The organism is Promicromonospora sukumoe 327MFSha3.1 (assembly GCF_000385135.1).
Lineage (GTDB): Bacteria > Actinomycetota > Actinomycetes > Actinomycetales > Cellulomonadaceae > Promicromonospora > Promicromonospora sukumoe_B.
Map to the genome: position 1 here is coordinate 61,189 of NZ_ARQM01000015.1, position 17,013 is coordinate 78,201.

Genomic DNA, 17,013 nt, shown 5'->3' on the forward strand with positions numbered 1-17,013 from the left:
GACCGTGTCACTGTGCGGTGAACACCCCCGGAAGCGACAGACCCTCGGGTCACCGGAGTGTCCCGAGGGTCTGCCACGTACTCACAGGGAGCGGGTCAGCCGCCGATCTCCAGGCTCGCGCCCGGGATGGCCGCCAGGAGGTCCCGCGTGTACTCCTGCTGCGGGTTGTCGAACACCTCGTCGGTGGTCGCGTGCTCCACGATGCTCCCGTCCTTCATCACGGCCACCAGGTCGGCGATCTGCCGGACCACGGCCAGGTCGTGCGTGATGAAGAGGAAGGACAGCCCGAGCTCGGCCTGCAGGTCGTTGAGCAGCGTCAGGATCTGCGCCTGGACCAGCACGTCGAGCGCCGAGACGGCCTCGTCGAGCACGAGCACCTCGGGCTTGAGCGCCAGCGCACGCGCGATCGCGATGCGCTGCCGCTGCCCGCCCGACAGCTCGTTCGGGAACCGGCGCATGGTGGCCTGCGGCAGCGACACCATGTCGAGCAGCTCCCGCACCCGCGCCTCGCGCGCCTTGCGGTCACCCACCTTGTGCAGGACGAGCGGCTCCTCGATCGACCGGAAGATCGAGTACGTCGGGTCCAGGGACCCGTACGGGTTCTGGAACACCGGCTGCACGCGGCGGCGCAGCGCGAACTGCTCCTTGGCGGACATCTTCATGACGTCCTTGCCGTCGAACATGACGGTGCCCGACGTCGGCTCGAGCAGACCCAGCACCATGTTGGCCGCCGTGGACTTGCCGGAGCCCGACTCGCCCACCAGCGCCAGGGTGTGACCCTTGGGCAGCGTGAAGTCGATGCCGTCCACCGCGGTGAAGTTCGTGTGCGAACCCGGCCGGGAACCACGGATGGTGAAGACCTTGGTCAGGTCCTTCGCCACGACGACGTCGGGCGCCGTCGTCTCCGCCTCGTCCGCGTGCTCGGCGAGCAGGTCGTCCGACTCCTGCCCGCGCTCGTGCGCGGACTGGATGCGCCGGGAGGCCAGCGACGGGGCCGAGGACACGAGCCGCTTGGTGTACTCGTGCTGCGGGTCCTTGAGGATCTGCAGCGCGGGCCCGGACTCGACGACCCGGCCCTTGTACATGACGACGAGGTGCTCGGCGCGCTCGGCGGCCAGGCCCAGGTCGTGCGTGATGAACAGGACCGCGGTGCCCAGCTCGGCGGTGAGGCCGTCCAGGTGGTCCAGGATCTTCTTCTGGACCGTCACGTCGAGGGCCGACGTCGGCTCGTCCGCGATGAGCAGCTTGGGCCGCGAGGCCAGGCCGATCGCGATGAGCGCGCGCTGGCGCATGCCGCCCGAGAACTCGTGCGGGAACTGGCGGGCACGCCGCTCGGCGTCGGGCAGACCGGCCTCGCTGAGCAGCTCGGCGACGCGCGCGGTGCGCTCCGCCTTGCCGCCCTGGAAGCCGTTGGCGACGAGCGCCTCGTCGATCTGGGCGCCGATGCGCCACACCGGGTTCAGGTTGGACATCGGGTCCTGGGGAACCAGGCCGATCTCCCGCCCGCGCAGGTCCTCGACCTGCTTGCGCCCCAGCCCGACGAGCTCGCGCCCACCGAACGAGATGGACCCGCCGGTCACCTTGCCGGTGCCCGGCAGCAGGTCGATGATCGCGTGCGCCGTGGTCGACTTGCCCGAGCCCGACTCGCCCACGATCGCCACGGACTGCCCCGGGTAGACCGTGAGGTCGACGCCGCGGACGGCCTCCACGGTGCCGGTCGCCGTGGTGAACGAGATCTTCAGGTCCTTGATCTCGAGCAGCGGGGTGGTGTCGTCGTGCTTCTCGACGGGCACCGGGGCTTCCTCGGTGGTCCCGTCGGTGAGGGTGATCGTGGTGCTCATCGCTTCCTCGCCTTCGGGTCGAGGGCGTCGCGCACGACGTCGCCCATCATGATGAAGCTCAGCACGGTCAGCGCGAGCGCGGTCGCCGGGTAGATCATGATCTCCGGGGCGATCCGGATCGACTCCTGCGCCTTGTCGAGGTCGCCGCCCCACGAGACGGTCGACGTCGGCAGGCCGATGCCGAGGAAGCTCAGCGTGGCCTCCGCGACGATGAACGTACCGAGCGCGACGGTCGCGTAGACGATGATCGGCGCGGCCGAGTTGGGCAGCACGTGCTTGCCGAGGATCGCGCCCCGGCTCATGCCGAGCGCCTTGGCGGCGGTGACGAACTCGTTGTTCTTCACGCCGAGCACCGCACCGCGCGTGATCCGGGCGATGGACGTCCAGCCGAACACCGCCAGCACCACGGCGACCACGAGCGCGTTCCGGTCGTCGAGCAGGCTCATGATGACGATCGCGGCGAGCACGAACGGCACCGCGAAGAAGATGTCGGTGAACCGGGACAGCACGGTGTCGAGCCAGCCGCCGAAGTAGCCGGCGATCGCACCGATGAGGGTGCCGATCACGACGACGAACACCGTGGACAGGATGCCCACCGTGACCGACGCGCGCGCCCCGTAGACCGCACGGGCGTAGATGTCGCAGCCCTGCTTGTCGAACCCGAAGATGTGCCCCGCGGTGGGCCCGCCCAGCGAGTCCTCCAGGTGGCACTCCGTCGGGCTGGTCGTGGTGAACAGTCCGGGGAACACCGCCATGAGGACGACGAAGACGATCAGGGCCGCGGACACCCAGAACAGCGCCCGGTGGCGCATGTCGCGCCAGGCGTCGGCCCAGAGGCTGCTCGGCGCCTCGGAGGTGTCGACGGCGTCGATCACGCCGACCTTGACTTCTTCCGGAGGCGCGACGTAGCGCTCCTGCCCCGGACGGGGAGTCTTCTCGTAGCGGTTGTCAGGCATAACGGATCCTCGGGTCCAGGACGGCGTAGAAGACGTCCACGAGCAGGTTGGCGAAGATGTAGACGACGACGAGCACGGTGGACAGCGACACCACCGTCACGTTCTCGCCGCGGACGATCGCCTGGTAGAGGGTTCCGCCGACGCCGTTGATGTTGAAGATGCCCTCGGTCACGATCGAGCCGGCCATGAGGTTGCCCAGGTCGATACCGATGAAGGTGACCACCGGGATCAGCGAGTTGCGCAGCACGTGGCGCGTCATGACCTTGCCCCGCGGCAGGCCCTTGGCCCGGGCGGTCCGCACGAAGTCCGCCGTGATGTTCTCGACGACGGACGTCCGTGTCAGTCGCAAGATGTAGGCGAAGGAGGTCGTGGCCAGCACGATCGCGGGCATCAACAGGCTGATGAAATCGGGGTCGCGGCCGGCGGTGATGGGTAGCCAACCGAGCTGGACGCCCACGACGGCCTGCATCACGAAGCCGATCACGAAGGTCGGCAGGGAGATGAGCAGCAGGCTCCAGAGCAGCACCGTCGAGTCGAAGAGCTTGCCCTTGCGGATACCCGCGTACAGGCCGAAGCCGATGCCGAAGACGGTCTCGATGACGATCGCCATGAGGGCGAGCTGGAACGTCACCGGGAAGGCCTGGGCGATCACGTCGACGACCGGGCGGCCGGTGAACGTCACGCCCATGTCGAAGGTGAAGACGCCCTTGAGGAAGTAGAGGTACTGCATGAAGAACGGCTGATCGAGGTGGTACGCCTCGCGGATCGCGAGCTCGGCCGCTGGTGACAGGCCGCGTTCGCCGCCCAGTGCAGCCACGGGATCGCCGGGGCGCAGGAACACCAGCCCGTACAGCAACAGCGTGGCGCCGAGGAACACGGGGATCACCTGCAGCAGCCGGCGTCCGATGTACCAGAGCATTCGTAGGTCTCCTTGGTAGATGGCTGCGGAACATTCTCCAGGACGTCGCCCGGTGTTCTGGCTCCGCACAGTGGAGGGCGGGGCGCGCAGTTCACGCGCCCCGCCCGTCACCTGGGGTGATGACTCACGCCGGCGGACCGGACGTGATCACAGTCACTCCGTCTTGGTGACCTCGTACAGGAGCGGCATGCTGTCCCAGCCGAACTCCACGTTGTCCACGTTCTCGGAGTGCCCAGCGGTCGTGGAGTAGTACCACAGCGGGATACCCGGGAGGTCCTTGAACAGGATCTCCTGCGCCTTGTTGTAGAGCACGTTGGCCTCGTCCAGCGAGGGCGCGGCCGCGGCCTCCTTGAGGGCGGCGTCGAACTCGTCGCTCTCGTAGCGGCCGTCGTTCGAGCCGGCCAGGGCGGCCTTGCTGTAGAGCGGGCCGAGGTAGTTCTGCAGCGACGGGTAGTCAGCCGACCAGCCGGCACGGAACAGACCGTCGACCTTGCCGTCCGGGCCCTTGTCGCGCTCGTTGAGGACCTCGTCGAACGTCGGGTAACCGGTCATCTCGCACTTGATGTCGAGGTCGTTGATGTACCCGTTGCACACGGCCTCGACCCACGCCTGGTGGTCCGAGTCGGTGTTGGTGTGGATCGTCAGGACGTAGTCGTCCGGCAGCGGGTCTTCCTCGTTGGCCTCGTCCCAGAGCTTCTTGGCCTCTTCCGCGTTGTACGTGGTGACCTCGTTGCCCGGGATCTCACCGGTCCAGCCGTTGATGACCGGCGACGTGAAGTCGGTGGCCGGGATACGGGTGCCAGCGAAGATCGTCTCCGTGATCTGCTCACGGTTGATCGCCATGGAGAGGGCCTGACGGCGCTTGTGGCCGGCGTCGCCCTGGAACTCGGGGAGCCACTCCGGGACCGTCATGGCCGCGAAGCTGGCGGACGGCTCGCTGATGGCGCCGTCACCCAGGTCCTCCTCGAAGGTGCTCATCGCCGAGGTCGGGACGTTCTCGAGGATGTCGAGGTTCCCGCCCTGCAGGTCGGCGTACGAGGTGTTCTCGTCGGTGTAGACGATGAAGTCCAGGCCACCGTTCTGGGCCTTGCGCGGGCCGTCGTAGGCCTCGTTCGGGACCAGCTTGATCTCGGAGTCGTGCTCCCAGCTCTCCAGCTCGTACGGACCGTTGGTGACCGGCTTCTCGCCGAACGCCGCGGTGTCGTCGTAGTAGGCGTCGGGCAGCGGGAAGTACGCCGAGTAGCCCAGGCGGATCGGGAAGTCGGACTCCGGCTGGGTCAGCTTGACCGTGAACTCGGTGTCGCTGACGACCTCGAGGCCGGACAGCGTCTCCGCGGTCGGCTCCTCGGCCATGCCGGAGACGTTGCCCTCCTCGTCGAACTCGGGCACGCCCTGCGCCTCGGCGAAGCCCTCGATGGGCTCGAAGAAGCCGGCGCCCTTGGCACCGTTCGGGCCGTAGCCCGCCCAGTTCCACGCGTCCACGAAGTTGGCCGCCGTGACCGGCGTGCCGTCGGACCACTCCCAGCCGTCCTGGATCGTGATGGTCCAGGTCTGGTTGTCGTCGGACTCGATCGACTCGGCGATCTCGTTGTGCACGACGCCCTCGGCGTCGTAGTAGACGAGGCCCGAGTAGAGCTGCTGGACGACGAGTCCACCCTCGGTCTCGTTGGTCATCGACCCGACGAGCGGGTTCTGGGGCTCACCGTTGCTGATCGTCACGATCCCGGTGCTGGCGCCATCGCCGGTCGCGTCGTCTCCGCTGTTGCCACCGCCGCAAGCGGTCAGCACGAGCGACGAGGCGAGCGCGAACGCGCCCAGCCCCACAAGTCGCTTTCGAGGTGTCACGTGTCCTCCTGGGTAGCAGTACACCCCGGCACGGCGGGTGCCGTCCGGAGCGATGCGGACGCTTCGTTGCGCCCCGTGGTATCACGGAATAACGTAACCGCTCTGCGGACGTGCCGATGACCACCACCCGAGAAACTCCACCGAGTTGTGACCATCTCGGTATCCACGGGTAACACCCAGCAACAGTTCCGACCAGGTAGTTCTCACAGCCGTAACACGGGTGGCGTGAGGGGCGCCAGCGGGAAATTCACCCGTTGCCCGCACGCACCGAGGCAAGTGGCGAAGACGCCACCGCACCCTACGCCGTTCGAGCAAGTCCGCAGCCGGCCATGACGGCCACCACGGGCGCCATCCTGCCGCTCAACTGCCGGTTCACTGCCTGGTCAACGCCGATGCCGCGTACCAGGCTGACATTGCGCGGCCACACCACGAAGGCCGCCCTCGAGGGGCCTGTCGTCTCTTGCGGTTCGCGCGCTCACCACGTTGTACATCCACATCGAAGGGACTACGTCGACATGGTCGGAAAGCTCAAGGGAAAGATGGTCAGCACGATCGCGTGCGTCGTGGGGCTGGCCGCGGCCAGCTTGGTCGCGGTATCCCCGGTCATGGCCACCGCTGCAACCGGTGCGGATGGTGCCCGCGCGGCTGCCGTCGCGTCCTCTGACAGCTCGGCCGGGATCCTGGCGACCTCGTGCAAGGTCGGCACCGGTTGGACGGCTGGCGACAACCCCAACTCCCGGAACTACGCGTGGGCATCGTGCTACGACACGAACCCCGTGACCCGCCCGTGGAACGAGTTCAGGGTCGAGTGGAGCTGCACCGGCGAGGGGTACATGCGGTACGGCGCCTGGACCTACATGAACAACCAGAGGGCATCTGGGACGTGCCCGCTCGGAAAGCGAGTCGACGTGAACCGGGTCGGGACCCGCTACGTCGGGCCCTGAGACTCACGCGGCTCGGGCTGCTGGGTGAGTTAGGCAGCCCGCGCCCCGGCTCTCTGGGGTGGTTCGTCACTCCAAGCGGTGACGAACCACCTCGGTCTCGGGCACGCCGCACTCTGCATACTTCGCAAGGGCTCGTTCGAGGTGCCGGCGCTCACCCTGCACGTCTGCCTGACCACGGTAGATGTCGGCGAGACCATGGTGGGCTCGCGCAAGCTCATAGGAGTCCTCGTGCGATTCTGCGAGCCCTGCGGCGCGCTCGAAGTGGCGGAGTGCGACCGCAAGGTCCCCGGTGAGGATCTTCGCCCGCCCGAGATCGACCAGCGCGGTGCGGATCAGCGCCGGATATCCGAGGTCTTCCGCGTCCTCGACTGCCTGGGCGAGGTAGGCGGAGGCCTCGGTGCCGCGCTTCATCTGGGTCAGGTCCATGCCCAGTTCGACGAGCAGAGGGCCGAGACCGCCACGGAATCCGAGCTGTCTGCAGCGATCAAGACATGCGCTGTGCACCACCGACGCGCCGACCGGGTCGCCGCTCTCGCGGGCGAGGGTTCCCCGGTAGCTGTCGAGGCGGAGGCGGTTGTACTTGTCGTCTCGGTCCAGCAGTCGCTCGGTCTCGTCGAGGCATCGCTCGGCGTCCGCCAGGCGCCCCAGGCGGAGCATGGGCGCGATCATGTTCGCCCGGACGACCACACGTGCGAGCGGGTCGTCGGCCGCCTCGGCCGAGTCGAGCGCCGCAGCGTAGACGTCGAGCGCCTCGCCAAAGTGACCGGACTGACGGTGCGCGATCCCCATCGTCCTCAACGCGAGCGCCGCGGCAGCTTCGTCACCGAGGTCCCGGTAGTGAGCGACGGCCTGCTCCAGGCACGAGTTCGCCTCACGACAACGTCCCTCGACAAGGAGGTTCCGGCCTCTGTCCGCAAGGGTGACGGCCTCGTAGGCCCTGTTCCCGAGAGCACGCGAGATGTCCAGGGCTGCATCGTTCATCCGCAGGTACTCCTCGTGGTCCCGGTCAGCCAGCCGGAACGCACCGAATACCGTCGCCAGGTGCCATGCCGCTTCAAGATTTCCTGATCGCCAGGACGCCGTCACCGCGGCCGCCAGGTTGCCACGTTCGGCTCTGAACCAGGCGAGCGCATCAGCCTTTTCGTCGAATCCCGGCAGCCCGAGGTCGTACTTCGCCATTCCCTCGTTCAGGACCTGGACCGTGGTCGGAGAGATCCGGGTGGCGGCACGGTACGCGAAATGGAGATAGACGTCGACGAGCCGGGCGAGGACTCTCTCGCGCTCGGCCTCGGGCTCCTCCGCGGCAGCGAGCTGTGTCGCGTAGACCCGTACGAGGTCGTGCAGCCGGTAGCGGCCGGGCGAGCGACTTTCCACCAGGTGCACATCGACCAAGGCTTCAAGCATCCAGGTCGCCTGCTGCTGCTTCATCTCCGACAGGGCCGCAGCGGCTACCGCATCGACGTCGTCCCCGGGTACGAGGCTCATCCTTCGGAAGACGCGCCGGTGGTCCCCGTCGAGCTCGGTGTACGACGCGTTCAACGCCGCCACCACACCGCCGTGCCCCAGGTCGAGCTCCGAGAGCAGATGACTGTCGTCGGCGAGCCGGGCGAGAAGGTCCTTTGCAGTCCAGTGCGGACGACTGCGCAGTCGCGACGCCGCGAGGCCCATAGCGAGCGGCAGACACCCGCAGCGCTCGGCAACAGTCACAGCCTCTTCTACGGTGACCCGGTCACCAACCTCGGCCCGGAGCATCGCGACGGCCTCGGCCAGGGAGAGCGCGCCCAGCGGTACCGAGTGCGCGCCGGAGAGGTGCGAGAGATCCCGTCGACTGGTGGCCAGCACAAGACTGCTCGGAGTGCCCGGAAGCAGTGCCTCGACCTGGTCGGCGTCCCTCGCGTTGTCCAGCACGAGAAGCATGGAGCGTCCGGCGGCAGCGCTGCGGTAACGGGCCTTCAGCTCATCGACACCAGCAGGAAGCTCCTGGTCGTCGGTGCCGAGGCTGCGAAGCAACCGGGTCAGGACCGCCCGCAGATTCGGCTCGGGTTCCTCAGATTTCCGAACCCCGTGGAGATCGACGAAGATCTGACCGTCCGGGAACCGCGGCGCCAGCTCGTGCGCCAGCCACACCGCCAAGGACGTCTTGCCGGCCCCTGCCATCCCGTGCACGGCGACGACCAGAGACCCGTCGGCGACCGCCGCGATGATGCTGTCGACCACCTGGTCCCGGCCGGCGAACACCGTCGGGGTGCGTGGCAGCTCCCGGGGAACTGGCCGGCCGGTGTCGGGGGCGGCCTGGAGCCCCTCGCCTGCCCCGGGGGTGCTGGACGGATGTGTCGTGAGCGAGGCCCGCTCCGCCTCGCTGAGACCCAGCACGTCGATCAGGAGGCGCAGGGTCTTCGCCTGCGGCCGCGCCCGCCCCGACTCGATGTCCCGGATCGTCCGTGTGCCGACCCCGGCCTTGTGCGCGAGCTCCTCCTGCGTGAGCATCGCTCGCAACCGAAGCGGCCGCAGGTCGATGTGGCCACCGGCTCGTGCATCCGACATCTCGCAAGGATAGGTCGCGCACGAACTTTCACCCGGTCGGGCGGGCTACGCCGTTCGGTCCACGACCTGCCCGTCGCGCAGCTCCACCACCCGGTCGGCCCGCGCCATGAGCTCCGGGTCGTGCGTGGAGACGACGGCGGCCACGCCGCGCTCGTGCACCACCCTGGCCAGCAGGTCCATCACCACGGCCGCCGTGCCCGAGTCGAGCTGGCCCGTGGGCTCGTCCGCGAGCAGCACCTCCGGGTCGGCCACGAGCGCTCGGGCGATACCTACCCGCTGCTGCTGCCCGCCCGAGAGCTCGTACGGCCGCTGCTTCGCGTGCCCGCTCAGGCCGACGGCGTCGAGCGCCTCCGCCACCCGCCGCGAGCGCTCGCCCTGCGGGGTGCGCCGCAGGCGCAGCGGGACCTCCACGTTCTCGGCGGCGGACAGCACGGGCACCAGGCCGAACGACTGGAACACGTAGCCGATCCGGTCGCGCCGCGCGGCCAGCACGTCGCGCTCCGCCAGCGCGGACAGCTCGGCGTCGCCGAGCCACACGCCGCCCGACGTCGGCCGGTCCAGCCCGCCGAGCAGGTTCAGCAGCGTCGTCTTGCCCGAACCGGACGGACCCCGCACCACGAGCAGCTCACCCGCGGCCACCTCCAGGGTCGCGTCCGACAGCGCGCGCACCTCGCCGGCGCCGCTGCCGAACACCCGGGTGAGGCCCTGGGCCCGCAGCACGGTGCGGGCCGGGGTGGTGGTGGTCATCGGTCCTCCTCGGTGGGGGTCTCGACAGGCTCGACCGGCGAATGCGGCTCGACCGGCGTATGCGGCTCGACCGGCGGGTGGGGCTCCGCCGTCTGGCCCGGCGCCGCCGGCCACACGCCCACGTGGTCGGGCTCCAGCGCCAGCCGCACGCGGTCACGCAGGTCGAGCGCGTGCACGAAGTCCTGCGGCAGCTGCAGCCGGCCGACCCGGTCGACCACCGCGAACTCCTCCGCGACGTGCCGCTCGGCGCCGTGCTCGTCCACCTCCGTGCGGCGCAGCGTCTCCGTGGACGTTCGGCCGTCGCGGATCTGGACGGTGCGCGCGACGTGCTCGGAGACGGTCGGGTCGTGCGTCACGATCAGCGTGGTCACGCCGGTCTCGCGGTTGACGCCGCGCAGTGCCTCCAGCACCTCGACCGAGGTGGCCTCGTCGAGCTCGCCGGTGGGCTCGTCGGCCAGGAGCACCCGCGGGTTGTTGGCCGCGGCCACCGCGATGGCGGTGCGCTGCTGCTCGCCGCCGGACATCTCCCCCGGCCGCCGTCCGGCCACGTGCCCGACCTCGAGCAGCTCGAGCAGCGCCTCGACCCGGCGCGCACGCTCGCGCCGCGGCAGCGCACCGGCCAGCTCCAGCGGGAGCCGCACGTTCTCGGTCGCCGTGAGGTAGGGCAGCAGGTTGCGCGACGTCTGCTGCCAGACGAAGCCGACGGTGGAGCGCTGGTAGCGCACCCGCTCGGCGTGGCCCATGGTCAGCAGGTCGGTGCCCGCCACCACCGCGGAACCGCCGGTCGGCGTGTCCAGGCCGGACAGGATGGTCAGCAGCGTCGACTTGCCCGACCCGGACGCGCCGACGACGGCGACGATCTCCCCGGGCTCGACCGTCAGCGTGAGGCCCTGCAGGGCCTGCACCTCCACGCCGTCGGTGGCGAAGATCCGCACCAGGTCGGCGCACCGGATCTCGCCGCCTTCCGCGGGCCCGGCCGAGGCCGGCGCGCCGCCGCCCGTCAGCTCGATGGTCGTGCTCATCGGTTCTCCCTCATGTCAGTCGTTGCTCCCCATCCGGAGCTGGGCGGCCACCTCGCCGCGGCGGCTCAGTGCCGCCGCCACGCCGACCGAGGCCAGCACCACCACCACGAAGCCGACGGCGGCCGCGCCCAGCAGCGCCGGGTCGTACTGCGCGTCCGGCTGGGTCGGACCGCCCGTCAGGGCGGTGACGTCGACGGCGGCCAGCACCAGCTCCGGCACCACCACGCCGAGCACGGCGCCCATCACGAGGGCCACCACCGCCCAGGGCCCGATCTCCCAGCCGACCAGCCCACGCCCCTGCCGTGGCGAGAGGCCGAGGGTCTGCAGCACGGCGAGCAGCCGCGCCCGTGCGGGGGCGGCGAGCATGAGCGTCATCACCACGGCCCCCGCGCACAGCAGCCCCGCGAGCAGCACGGCCAGCACGAACGCGATGGCCAGCCCGCCCGAGACGGGCGCCGCCAGCACGGCGTCCGCCTCCTGGTCCGGGTCCTCCACGACCGACGACGGGAGCAGCCGCGAGATCTCGTCCGTCACGGCAGCGCGGTCGGCGTCGTCGGTCAGGTCCACGAGCGCGAGGCGCGGATAGGTGACGTCGCCGGTCGCCTCGGCCAGGCGGTCGGCGTCGGCCAGCACGAGAGAGCGGCCGGCCGGCAGTCCCGGGAGCTCGTCGACCACGTCGACGACCCGGACGGGCACGTTGCCCGCCTGCGTCGTGAGCGTGATCCCGGTCGTTCCCGGTCCGACGCCCGGGCCCGCCGCGCCGGGGGTGAGGATGACGGGCAGCGCCCCGTCGCCGTCCGCGCCGCCCGCCCCGGCCAGGTCGGTCAGCGTCTCGGGAGCGCCCGCGACGTCCTGCTGCGCGACGGCCAGCCCGGCCGCGTCCACGGTCCACACCTCGGCCCGCGGCGAGGAGCCGGCGCCCTGCAGCACACCGTCGCCGACGTCGCCCACCGGCGACACGGCCGAGACTCCGTCGATCGCCGCCATCCGCTCCGCCACCGGCGCGTCGACGACGGGGCCCGACACGCGCAGGTCCGCGCCGGTCGCGCGCCAGGCCTCGCGGACGACGCCACCGGAGACCGTGGAGTACAGGACGGCCGAGGTCGCCGCGACGGCCACCGCGAGCACCAGCGCGATCGCCGGGACGGGACCGCCCGCGGGGTCGCGCGTGGCGCGGGCGGCGCCCAGGAAGGGCACCAGGTCGCGCCGCGGCGCGAGCGCCCGCTCGGCCGCGAGGGCGAGCCAGGGGTACGCGCGGACCGCGAGGAGCGTGAGCGCCAGGGAGACCAGCAGCGGCGCAGCGGCGACGAGCGGGTCGACCCCGGTCCCGGAGCCGGCGCCCGACCCGGCCACGACCCCGCGCGAGAGCAGCAGCCACGTCGCGAGCGCGGCCCCCGCGACGACGAGCACCTCCAGCACCCAGCGCACCCGGCTGCGCGAGCGCGGCGCGAGGTCCGCCCGCGTGGTCCGCAGGCCGGCGGGCGACGTGGCGAGCGCGAGGGCCACGGCCGGGGCGAGGCCCGCGGCCACCGCCAGGAGGACCTGGGCGACGGTGACGGGGGCGTCGAGGCCGGTCGCGGCCGAGAGCACCAGGCCCGCCGCGAATCCCACGGCCGCCGAGCCGAGCCCGACGACGAGGCCCTCACCGCCCATGAGGAGCCGCACCTGGGTGCCGGACGCACCGCGGGCCCGCAGCAGGGCAAGCGCGGAACGCCGCCGGTCGACGACGAGCCGCGCCCCCAGGGCCAGCACGGCGACGGTGGCGCCGAGCGGCCCCACGGCGAGGACCGCGACGATCGCGTCGACCCCGGTGCGCTGCGCGAGCAGGCTCTCCAGGATCTCGGTGAGCCTGCTGGTGGGCCGGAGCTGGAGCGGCGTGGGGTCGTCGGGGCCGGCCGGGACGAGGAACGTGTTGGCGGACTGGCCCTTCATCTGGGACAGCAGCACCGGCACCTCCGCGGCGGTCAGGCCGTCGGTGCTCACCGGGAACCAGACGCGGGTCTCGGCCACGCCGAGGGTGAGCGGCGTGAGCATGGCCGGGTCCACGTAGGCGGTCGCGGTGCCGAGCAGGCCGCGGTTCGGGTCCGCGATCACGGATGCCCTGGCCCCCAGGGCGTGGTGCAGCCAGTAGTCCGCGTCGGGGTCGCCGGTCTCGAAGATCCCGGTCACGACGAGCGACGGGTAGCGGCCGGCCAGGGCGATCACGCCCGAGCCCGAGAGGTTGTCGTACCGGCCACCGAGCTCCCAGCCGTACGTCTCGGCGACGGCACGCGACACGGCAACCTCGAACGCCGGCGCCCGCTCGGTGGGCTGGCTCACGGACTGCTCGTCCCCCAGGAACACGGGCCCCGCGGTCGCGGTGGGCCAGCGCCCCTCGATCAGCTCGGCATGCTCGTCCAGGTCCGGGGCTGCGCGGAGGAAGACCTTGGCCTCGGCCAGCTCGGAGCTGGGTTCCGGGACGGTGTACGCGGGATCGGTCGAGGTCACGTGGAAGAGCGGCGCGCCCATCACCGAGCGCAGCGGCTCGGGGGACTCCGTGCGGACGGCGTCCAGGTTCTCGACGAACGGGGCCCAGTCCGGCTCGTCCGGCACGCCGCTGCCGACGGCGCCCGGGTCGTAGAAGCCGCCCGACGGCGCCTGGCCGGGAATCGAGCCCACCACCGAGATCACGTCCCGGGCCGGGCCCGAGGCCGTCGCGGTCTCGTAGGCCACCTGGTCGGCGTGCATGGTCGCGACGGCGCGCGGCGCGGTGGACAGCACCCCGGCGGCGAGGAACGCGACGACGCCGAGCGCCGCCGTCGCGCCCCACGACGTGCGCAGCTGGCGCCGGGCGAGCAGGCCCAGCCCGGACAGGGCCGCCATCAGCGGACCTCCTCGCGGTAGGTGGTGTCGCGGGCCTGGGCGGCGACGCGGCCGCCGACCCCGACCGCGACCAGGACCAGCCCCGCCACCGCGGCGGCCAGCACCAGGGCGGTGCCTCCGGTCGCGAGGACGAGCTGCGCGGGCGGCGCCGCGTCGATCCCGGTGAGCGTCGCGGCGGCGAGCCCGCCCGCGGCCAGCCAGGCCACGCCCCACCCGGCGACCGCACCGACGGCGAGGGCGACGATCCCGACGGTGATCAGCTCGGCGGCCCGCGCCCGGCCCTGCGCCACGGGGCCGAGCCCCACGGCGCGCAGCACGATGACCTCGCCGCGCCGCTCGCGCAGCGTGGCGACCGCGACGGCGAGCACACCGGCGAGCGCGAGCACGGTCGCCCCCGCGGCGGCGAGCCAGAACGAGACCCGCACGGGGACGGCGGTGTCGGTCGAGCCGTAGCCGGGGGTGCTCACGGCGGGCCGCTCCCGGCTGTTCGTGGCGGCGGCCTCGGCGGCGTCCGTCGCGTCGCGGGCCAGGCTCGCCACGGCCGGTGCGGGTCCGGCCGGGCCGGGTGGCCCCGCCGCGAGCCAGACCTCGTTCGTCAGGACCGGATCGCTCACGTCGCGCACCAGCGCGGCGGCGAGCGCTCCGCGGTCGAGCAGGGCGGCGTAGGGGTCGAGCGCGCCGGGCACCGTGCCCGACGACGCCACGACCTGCACCGGCAGCCGCGTGCCGCCCAGCGTCAGCTCGAAGGTGTCCCCCGTGGCGACGCCGAGCGCGCCGGTCAGCGACGACGAGGCCAGCAGCGGCACCGGAGTGGCCTCGGGGTCGCTCAGGAGCCGGAGCCGGCTGGCCGCGGTGGCGCCGTCCTCGCCCAGCGCGATCGTGAGCTCGGCCTTGCCCTCCGTCAGCACCAGTCCCGAGGGGCCGTCGAAGGTCTCCGACGGCGTCCATTCAGGCTGCTCGACGTCCTGCCCGCCCGCCGTGATGCCCTCGACGGCCAGCGTCACCTCGGCGATCGACCAGCCAGGCCGGGTGTCGACGTCGAGCGCGGCGATCCGCCAGGCCTGGCCCTGCGGGGGCGCCGGCACGTCGCCGGTCAGCTCGTGCACGGCCGGCTCCTCGCCGAGGGCGCCGTCGGTCCCGCCGCCCTCGGTGAGCTGCCCGAGCTCGACCGTCGCGACCGACCCGTCGGGCGCCGCGAGCACGAGGGACAGGTCGAGCTCGTGCCGGGGCGCCCAGTCGGCCAGCTCGGTCCCGACGGTCTCCTCGATGCCGGCGCGCACGGAGAGGGTGACGTCGCGGGCGTCGCCGGGAAGGGCGGGCGCGTCGGCGAAGCTGTCGCTCGCCAGGTCGCCGGCGAGCCGCTCGACGTCGAGCACCTCCTCCGGGGCGCGCACCACCTGGGGCACTGCGGCAGCGGGGAGCGCCAGCATCGTGACCGGCAGGCCGTCGGAGTAGGCGGTCCCGGACAGCACAGGTGCCGCGGCGACGGCGGTGTCGCCGGGGCCGGTCCCGCCCGGCAGGAACGGGGCCGGGTCCAGACGCCCGCTCTCGGGTGCCGTGATCCGCACGTCCGCGCCGTTGGTGAGCACGTCGACGTCGTCCCGCAGGCGCTCCGCGGTGCCGGTGTAACCGCCGGCCAGGGTCGCGGCCCCGCCGGCGAGCACGAGCAGGACCACGGGGACCACGTAGACGACGATGCGGCGGGCCACCTGCCGCGCGGCGAGCGGGCCGACGACGCCGCGCGACCGTCCAGCGAGACCCGCCCACAGGCGCGTGGCCGGGCCGAGCACCGCCATGGCGGCGACGGCGAGCGCGGCGAGCGCGAGCGCGGGGGCGGCGGCCGCCGTGGGGTCGGTCCGCAGGCCTCCGGGAGTGGTCACCAGCGGCGAGCCGTAGCGCAGGAGCTGGGTCACGCTAACCGCTGCGGCGGCGACCGTCAGCACCACGGTGCCGAGCGCCGCGACCTGGCGCACGCGCCCCGAACGGTCGGTCACCTGGCGCCGCACCGCGGCCTGCGCCTGCAGCGCGGCGACCAGGACGAGCGTCGCGGTGGCCATCACCGCGACCGCGAGGGCCACGGCCAGGGGCGCACCGGCGGTGGCGGCCGCCGAGGAGCCGGCGCCCACGACCGCGCGCAGCGCGCCCCACGCGGCGGCCCCGCCGGCCGCGGCGGCGGTCAGGGCGAGCAGCGCGCCCTCCACCGCGGCCGCCGCCGTCACCGTGCCGGGTGCGGCGCCGCGGGACACCAGGAGCGCGACCTCGCCCTCCCGGGTCGCCGCCAGCAGCCGGGCCACCTGCACCAGCGCGACCAGGCCGACGAGCGCCAGCAGGGACAGCGGGACGAGCGCGACGGCGTCGGCGGCGCGCAGCGCGGCCCCCAGGTCGGCGGCCGTCACGTCGAGCGTGCCGGTGACGGTCAGGCCGCGGGGCGCGACGTCGGCGTCCTCGCCCAGGGTCCGCTCGACCTCGGGGGTGAGGGCCGCGAGGGCGGGCAGGTCGGCCGGGGTGATCGCGGCGCCGTCGGGCACCACGGTCCAGCGGGCGAACGGGTCGGTGTCCAGGCCGGTGATGACGTCCGCGCTCACGACGACGGGCCCGGGGTGGGCGCCGTCCGCGCCGGTCAGCACGGCCGGGTCGCCGAGCCAGCCCGCGTCGTCCGGCTCGGTGACGCGCCAGGTCGCGCTGACCGTGACCGGGGTGCCGGTGTCCGTGGGGTGCTCGGGGTCCACGCCCAGCCGGAGCGTGTCGCCGACCGCCAGGCCGGCATCCTGGGCCGCGTCCACCTGGAGGGCCGCCTCGTCCTTCGCGGCCGGCCACGCGCCGTCCACGAGGGTGACGCCGCTCGCGCCCGCCCCGGACAGGGCCTCCTGGCGCGAGGGCGCGGGCAGGAGCGCCACCGACCAGCGGCCGAGGTCGTCACCGTCGGCGCCCGCCGTGTACTGCGGCTCGGTCCGCACGTCGTAGGTGAGGCGGTGCGGCACGCCGTCGAGCAGCCCCGCGAGCACCTGCTGGACGCGCGCGTCCTGGGCGTCGGCCTCGGCGCCGTCGGCGAGGCGGGTGGCGAGCTGGACCGCCCTCCCCGAGGGCTCGGCCGCGGCCAGGCCGTCGCGGGCGCCCGCCGTGGCGGCGGCCTGCGTCCAGCCGACGGTCACACCTAGCGCGCCGGTCAGGACCGCCACCAGCAGCCAGACGAGCGCGAGCAGCCCGCGGTGCGCCGTGGACCGGCGGGCAAGGAGGGTGGCTCGACTCACGGGGCCAAGGTAGCCCCGCCCTGTGACACGCACGACGAAACTGTGGCTGCCGGAGGCAACGATCCGGTCACGCCGTGTTGCG

At 72.5% G+C, this 17,013-nt stretch carries 10 protein-coding genes; 1 reads left to right on the top strand and 9 read right to left on the bottom strand.

Annotation, left to right across the window (positions count from 1 at the left end; genetic code table 11):
* Positions 1 to 95: 95 nt before the first annotated feature.
* The 4 genes from H291_RS0124000 to H291_RS0124015 all read right to left on the bottom strand — a co-directional run bounded on the left by H291_RS0124000 (position 96) and on the right by H291_RS0124015 (position 5,561).
* Positions 96 to 1,841: a dipeptide ABC transporter ATP-binding protein gene (locus tag H291_RS0124000; RefSeq protein ID WP_020017572.1), complete on the bottom strand. Its 1,746-nt coding sequence runs from the start codon at positions 1,839 to 1,841 to the stop codon at positions 96 to 98.
* Positions 1,838 to 2,797 (bottom strand): ABC transporter permease, encoded by a 960-nt coding sequence (locus H291_RS0124005; protein WP_020017573.1) that lies wholly within the window; start codon positions 2,795 to 2,797, stop codon positions 1,838 to 1,840. The genes H291_RS0124000 and H291_RS0124005 overlap by 4 nt, the downstream gene beginning before the upstream one ends.
* Entirely contained in the window at positions 2,790 to 3,716 is a 927-nt protein-coding gene (locus tag H291_RS0124010; protein ID WP_020017574.1) for an ABC transporter permease, read from the bottom strand. The genes H291_RS0124005 and H291_RS0124010 overlap by 8 nt, the downstream gene beginning before the upstream one ends.
* A gap of 153 nt (positions 3,717 to 3,869) precedes the next feature.
* Positions 3,870 to 5,561: a peptide ABC transporter substrate-binding protein gene (locus H291_RS0124015; RefSeq protein WP_157237305.1), complete on the bottom strand. Its 1,692-nt coding sequence runs from the start codon at positions 5,559 to 5,561 to the stop codon at positions 3,870 to 3,872.
* 515 nt (positions 5,562 to 6,076) lie between these two features.
* Between H291_RS0124015 and H291_RS0124020 the strand changes: the two genes are divergently transcribed.
* Entirely contained in the window at positions 6,077 to 6,505 is a 429-nt protein-coding gene (locus H291_RS0124020) for a hypothetical protein (protein WP_020017576.1), read from the top strand.
* Positions 6,506 to 6,571: 66 nt separating this feature from the next.
* Here H291_RS0124020 and H291_RS32960 read toward each other — a convergent pair whose 3' ends face one another.
* From H291_RS32960 to H291_RS0124045, 5 genes are read right to left on the bottom strand one after another with little or no spacing between them, the layout of a single operon-like run.
* Complete coding sequence (locus H291_RS32960; RefSeq protein ID WP_084468403.1) at positions 6,572 to 9,049, bottom strand: ATP-binding protein; 2,478 nt, start codon at positions 9,047 to 9,049, stop codon at positions 6,572 to 6,574.
* A gap of 45 nt (positions 9,050 to 9,094) precedes the next feature.
* On the bottom strand, positions 9,095 to 9,796 hold the full coding sequence (locus H291_RS0124030) for an ABC transporter ATP-binding protein (protein ID WP_020017578.1): 702 nt from the start codon (positions 9,794 to 9,796) through the stop codon (positions 9,095 to 9,097).
* Positions 9,793 to 10,818 (bottom strand): ABC transporter ATP-binding protein, encoded by a 1,026-nt coding sequence (locus H291_RS31520; RefSeq protein ID WP_020017579.1) that lies wholly within the window; start codon positions 10,816 to 10,818, stop codon positions 9,793 to 9,795. Before H291_RS31520 ends, H291_RS0124030 begins: the two co-directional genes overlap by 4 nt.
* A gap of 15 nt (positions 10,819 to 10,833) precedes the next feature.
* Positions 10,834 to 13,680: an FtsX-like permease family protein gene (locus H291_RS0124040; protein WP_020017580.1), complete on the bottom strand. Its 2,847-nt coding sequence runs from the start codon at positions 13,678 to 13,680 to the stop codon at positions 10,834 to 10,836.
* Positions 13,680 to 16,931, bottom strand: coding sequence for an ABC transporter permease (locus tag H291_RS0124045; protein WP_020017581.1), 3,252 nt, complete (start codon positions 16,929 to 16,931; stop codon positions 13,680 to 13,682). The genes H291_RS0124040 and H291_RS0124045 overlap by 1 nt, the downstream gene beginning before the upstream one ends.
* Between the last annotated feature and the right edge of the window lie 82 nt (positions 16,932 to 17,013).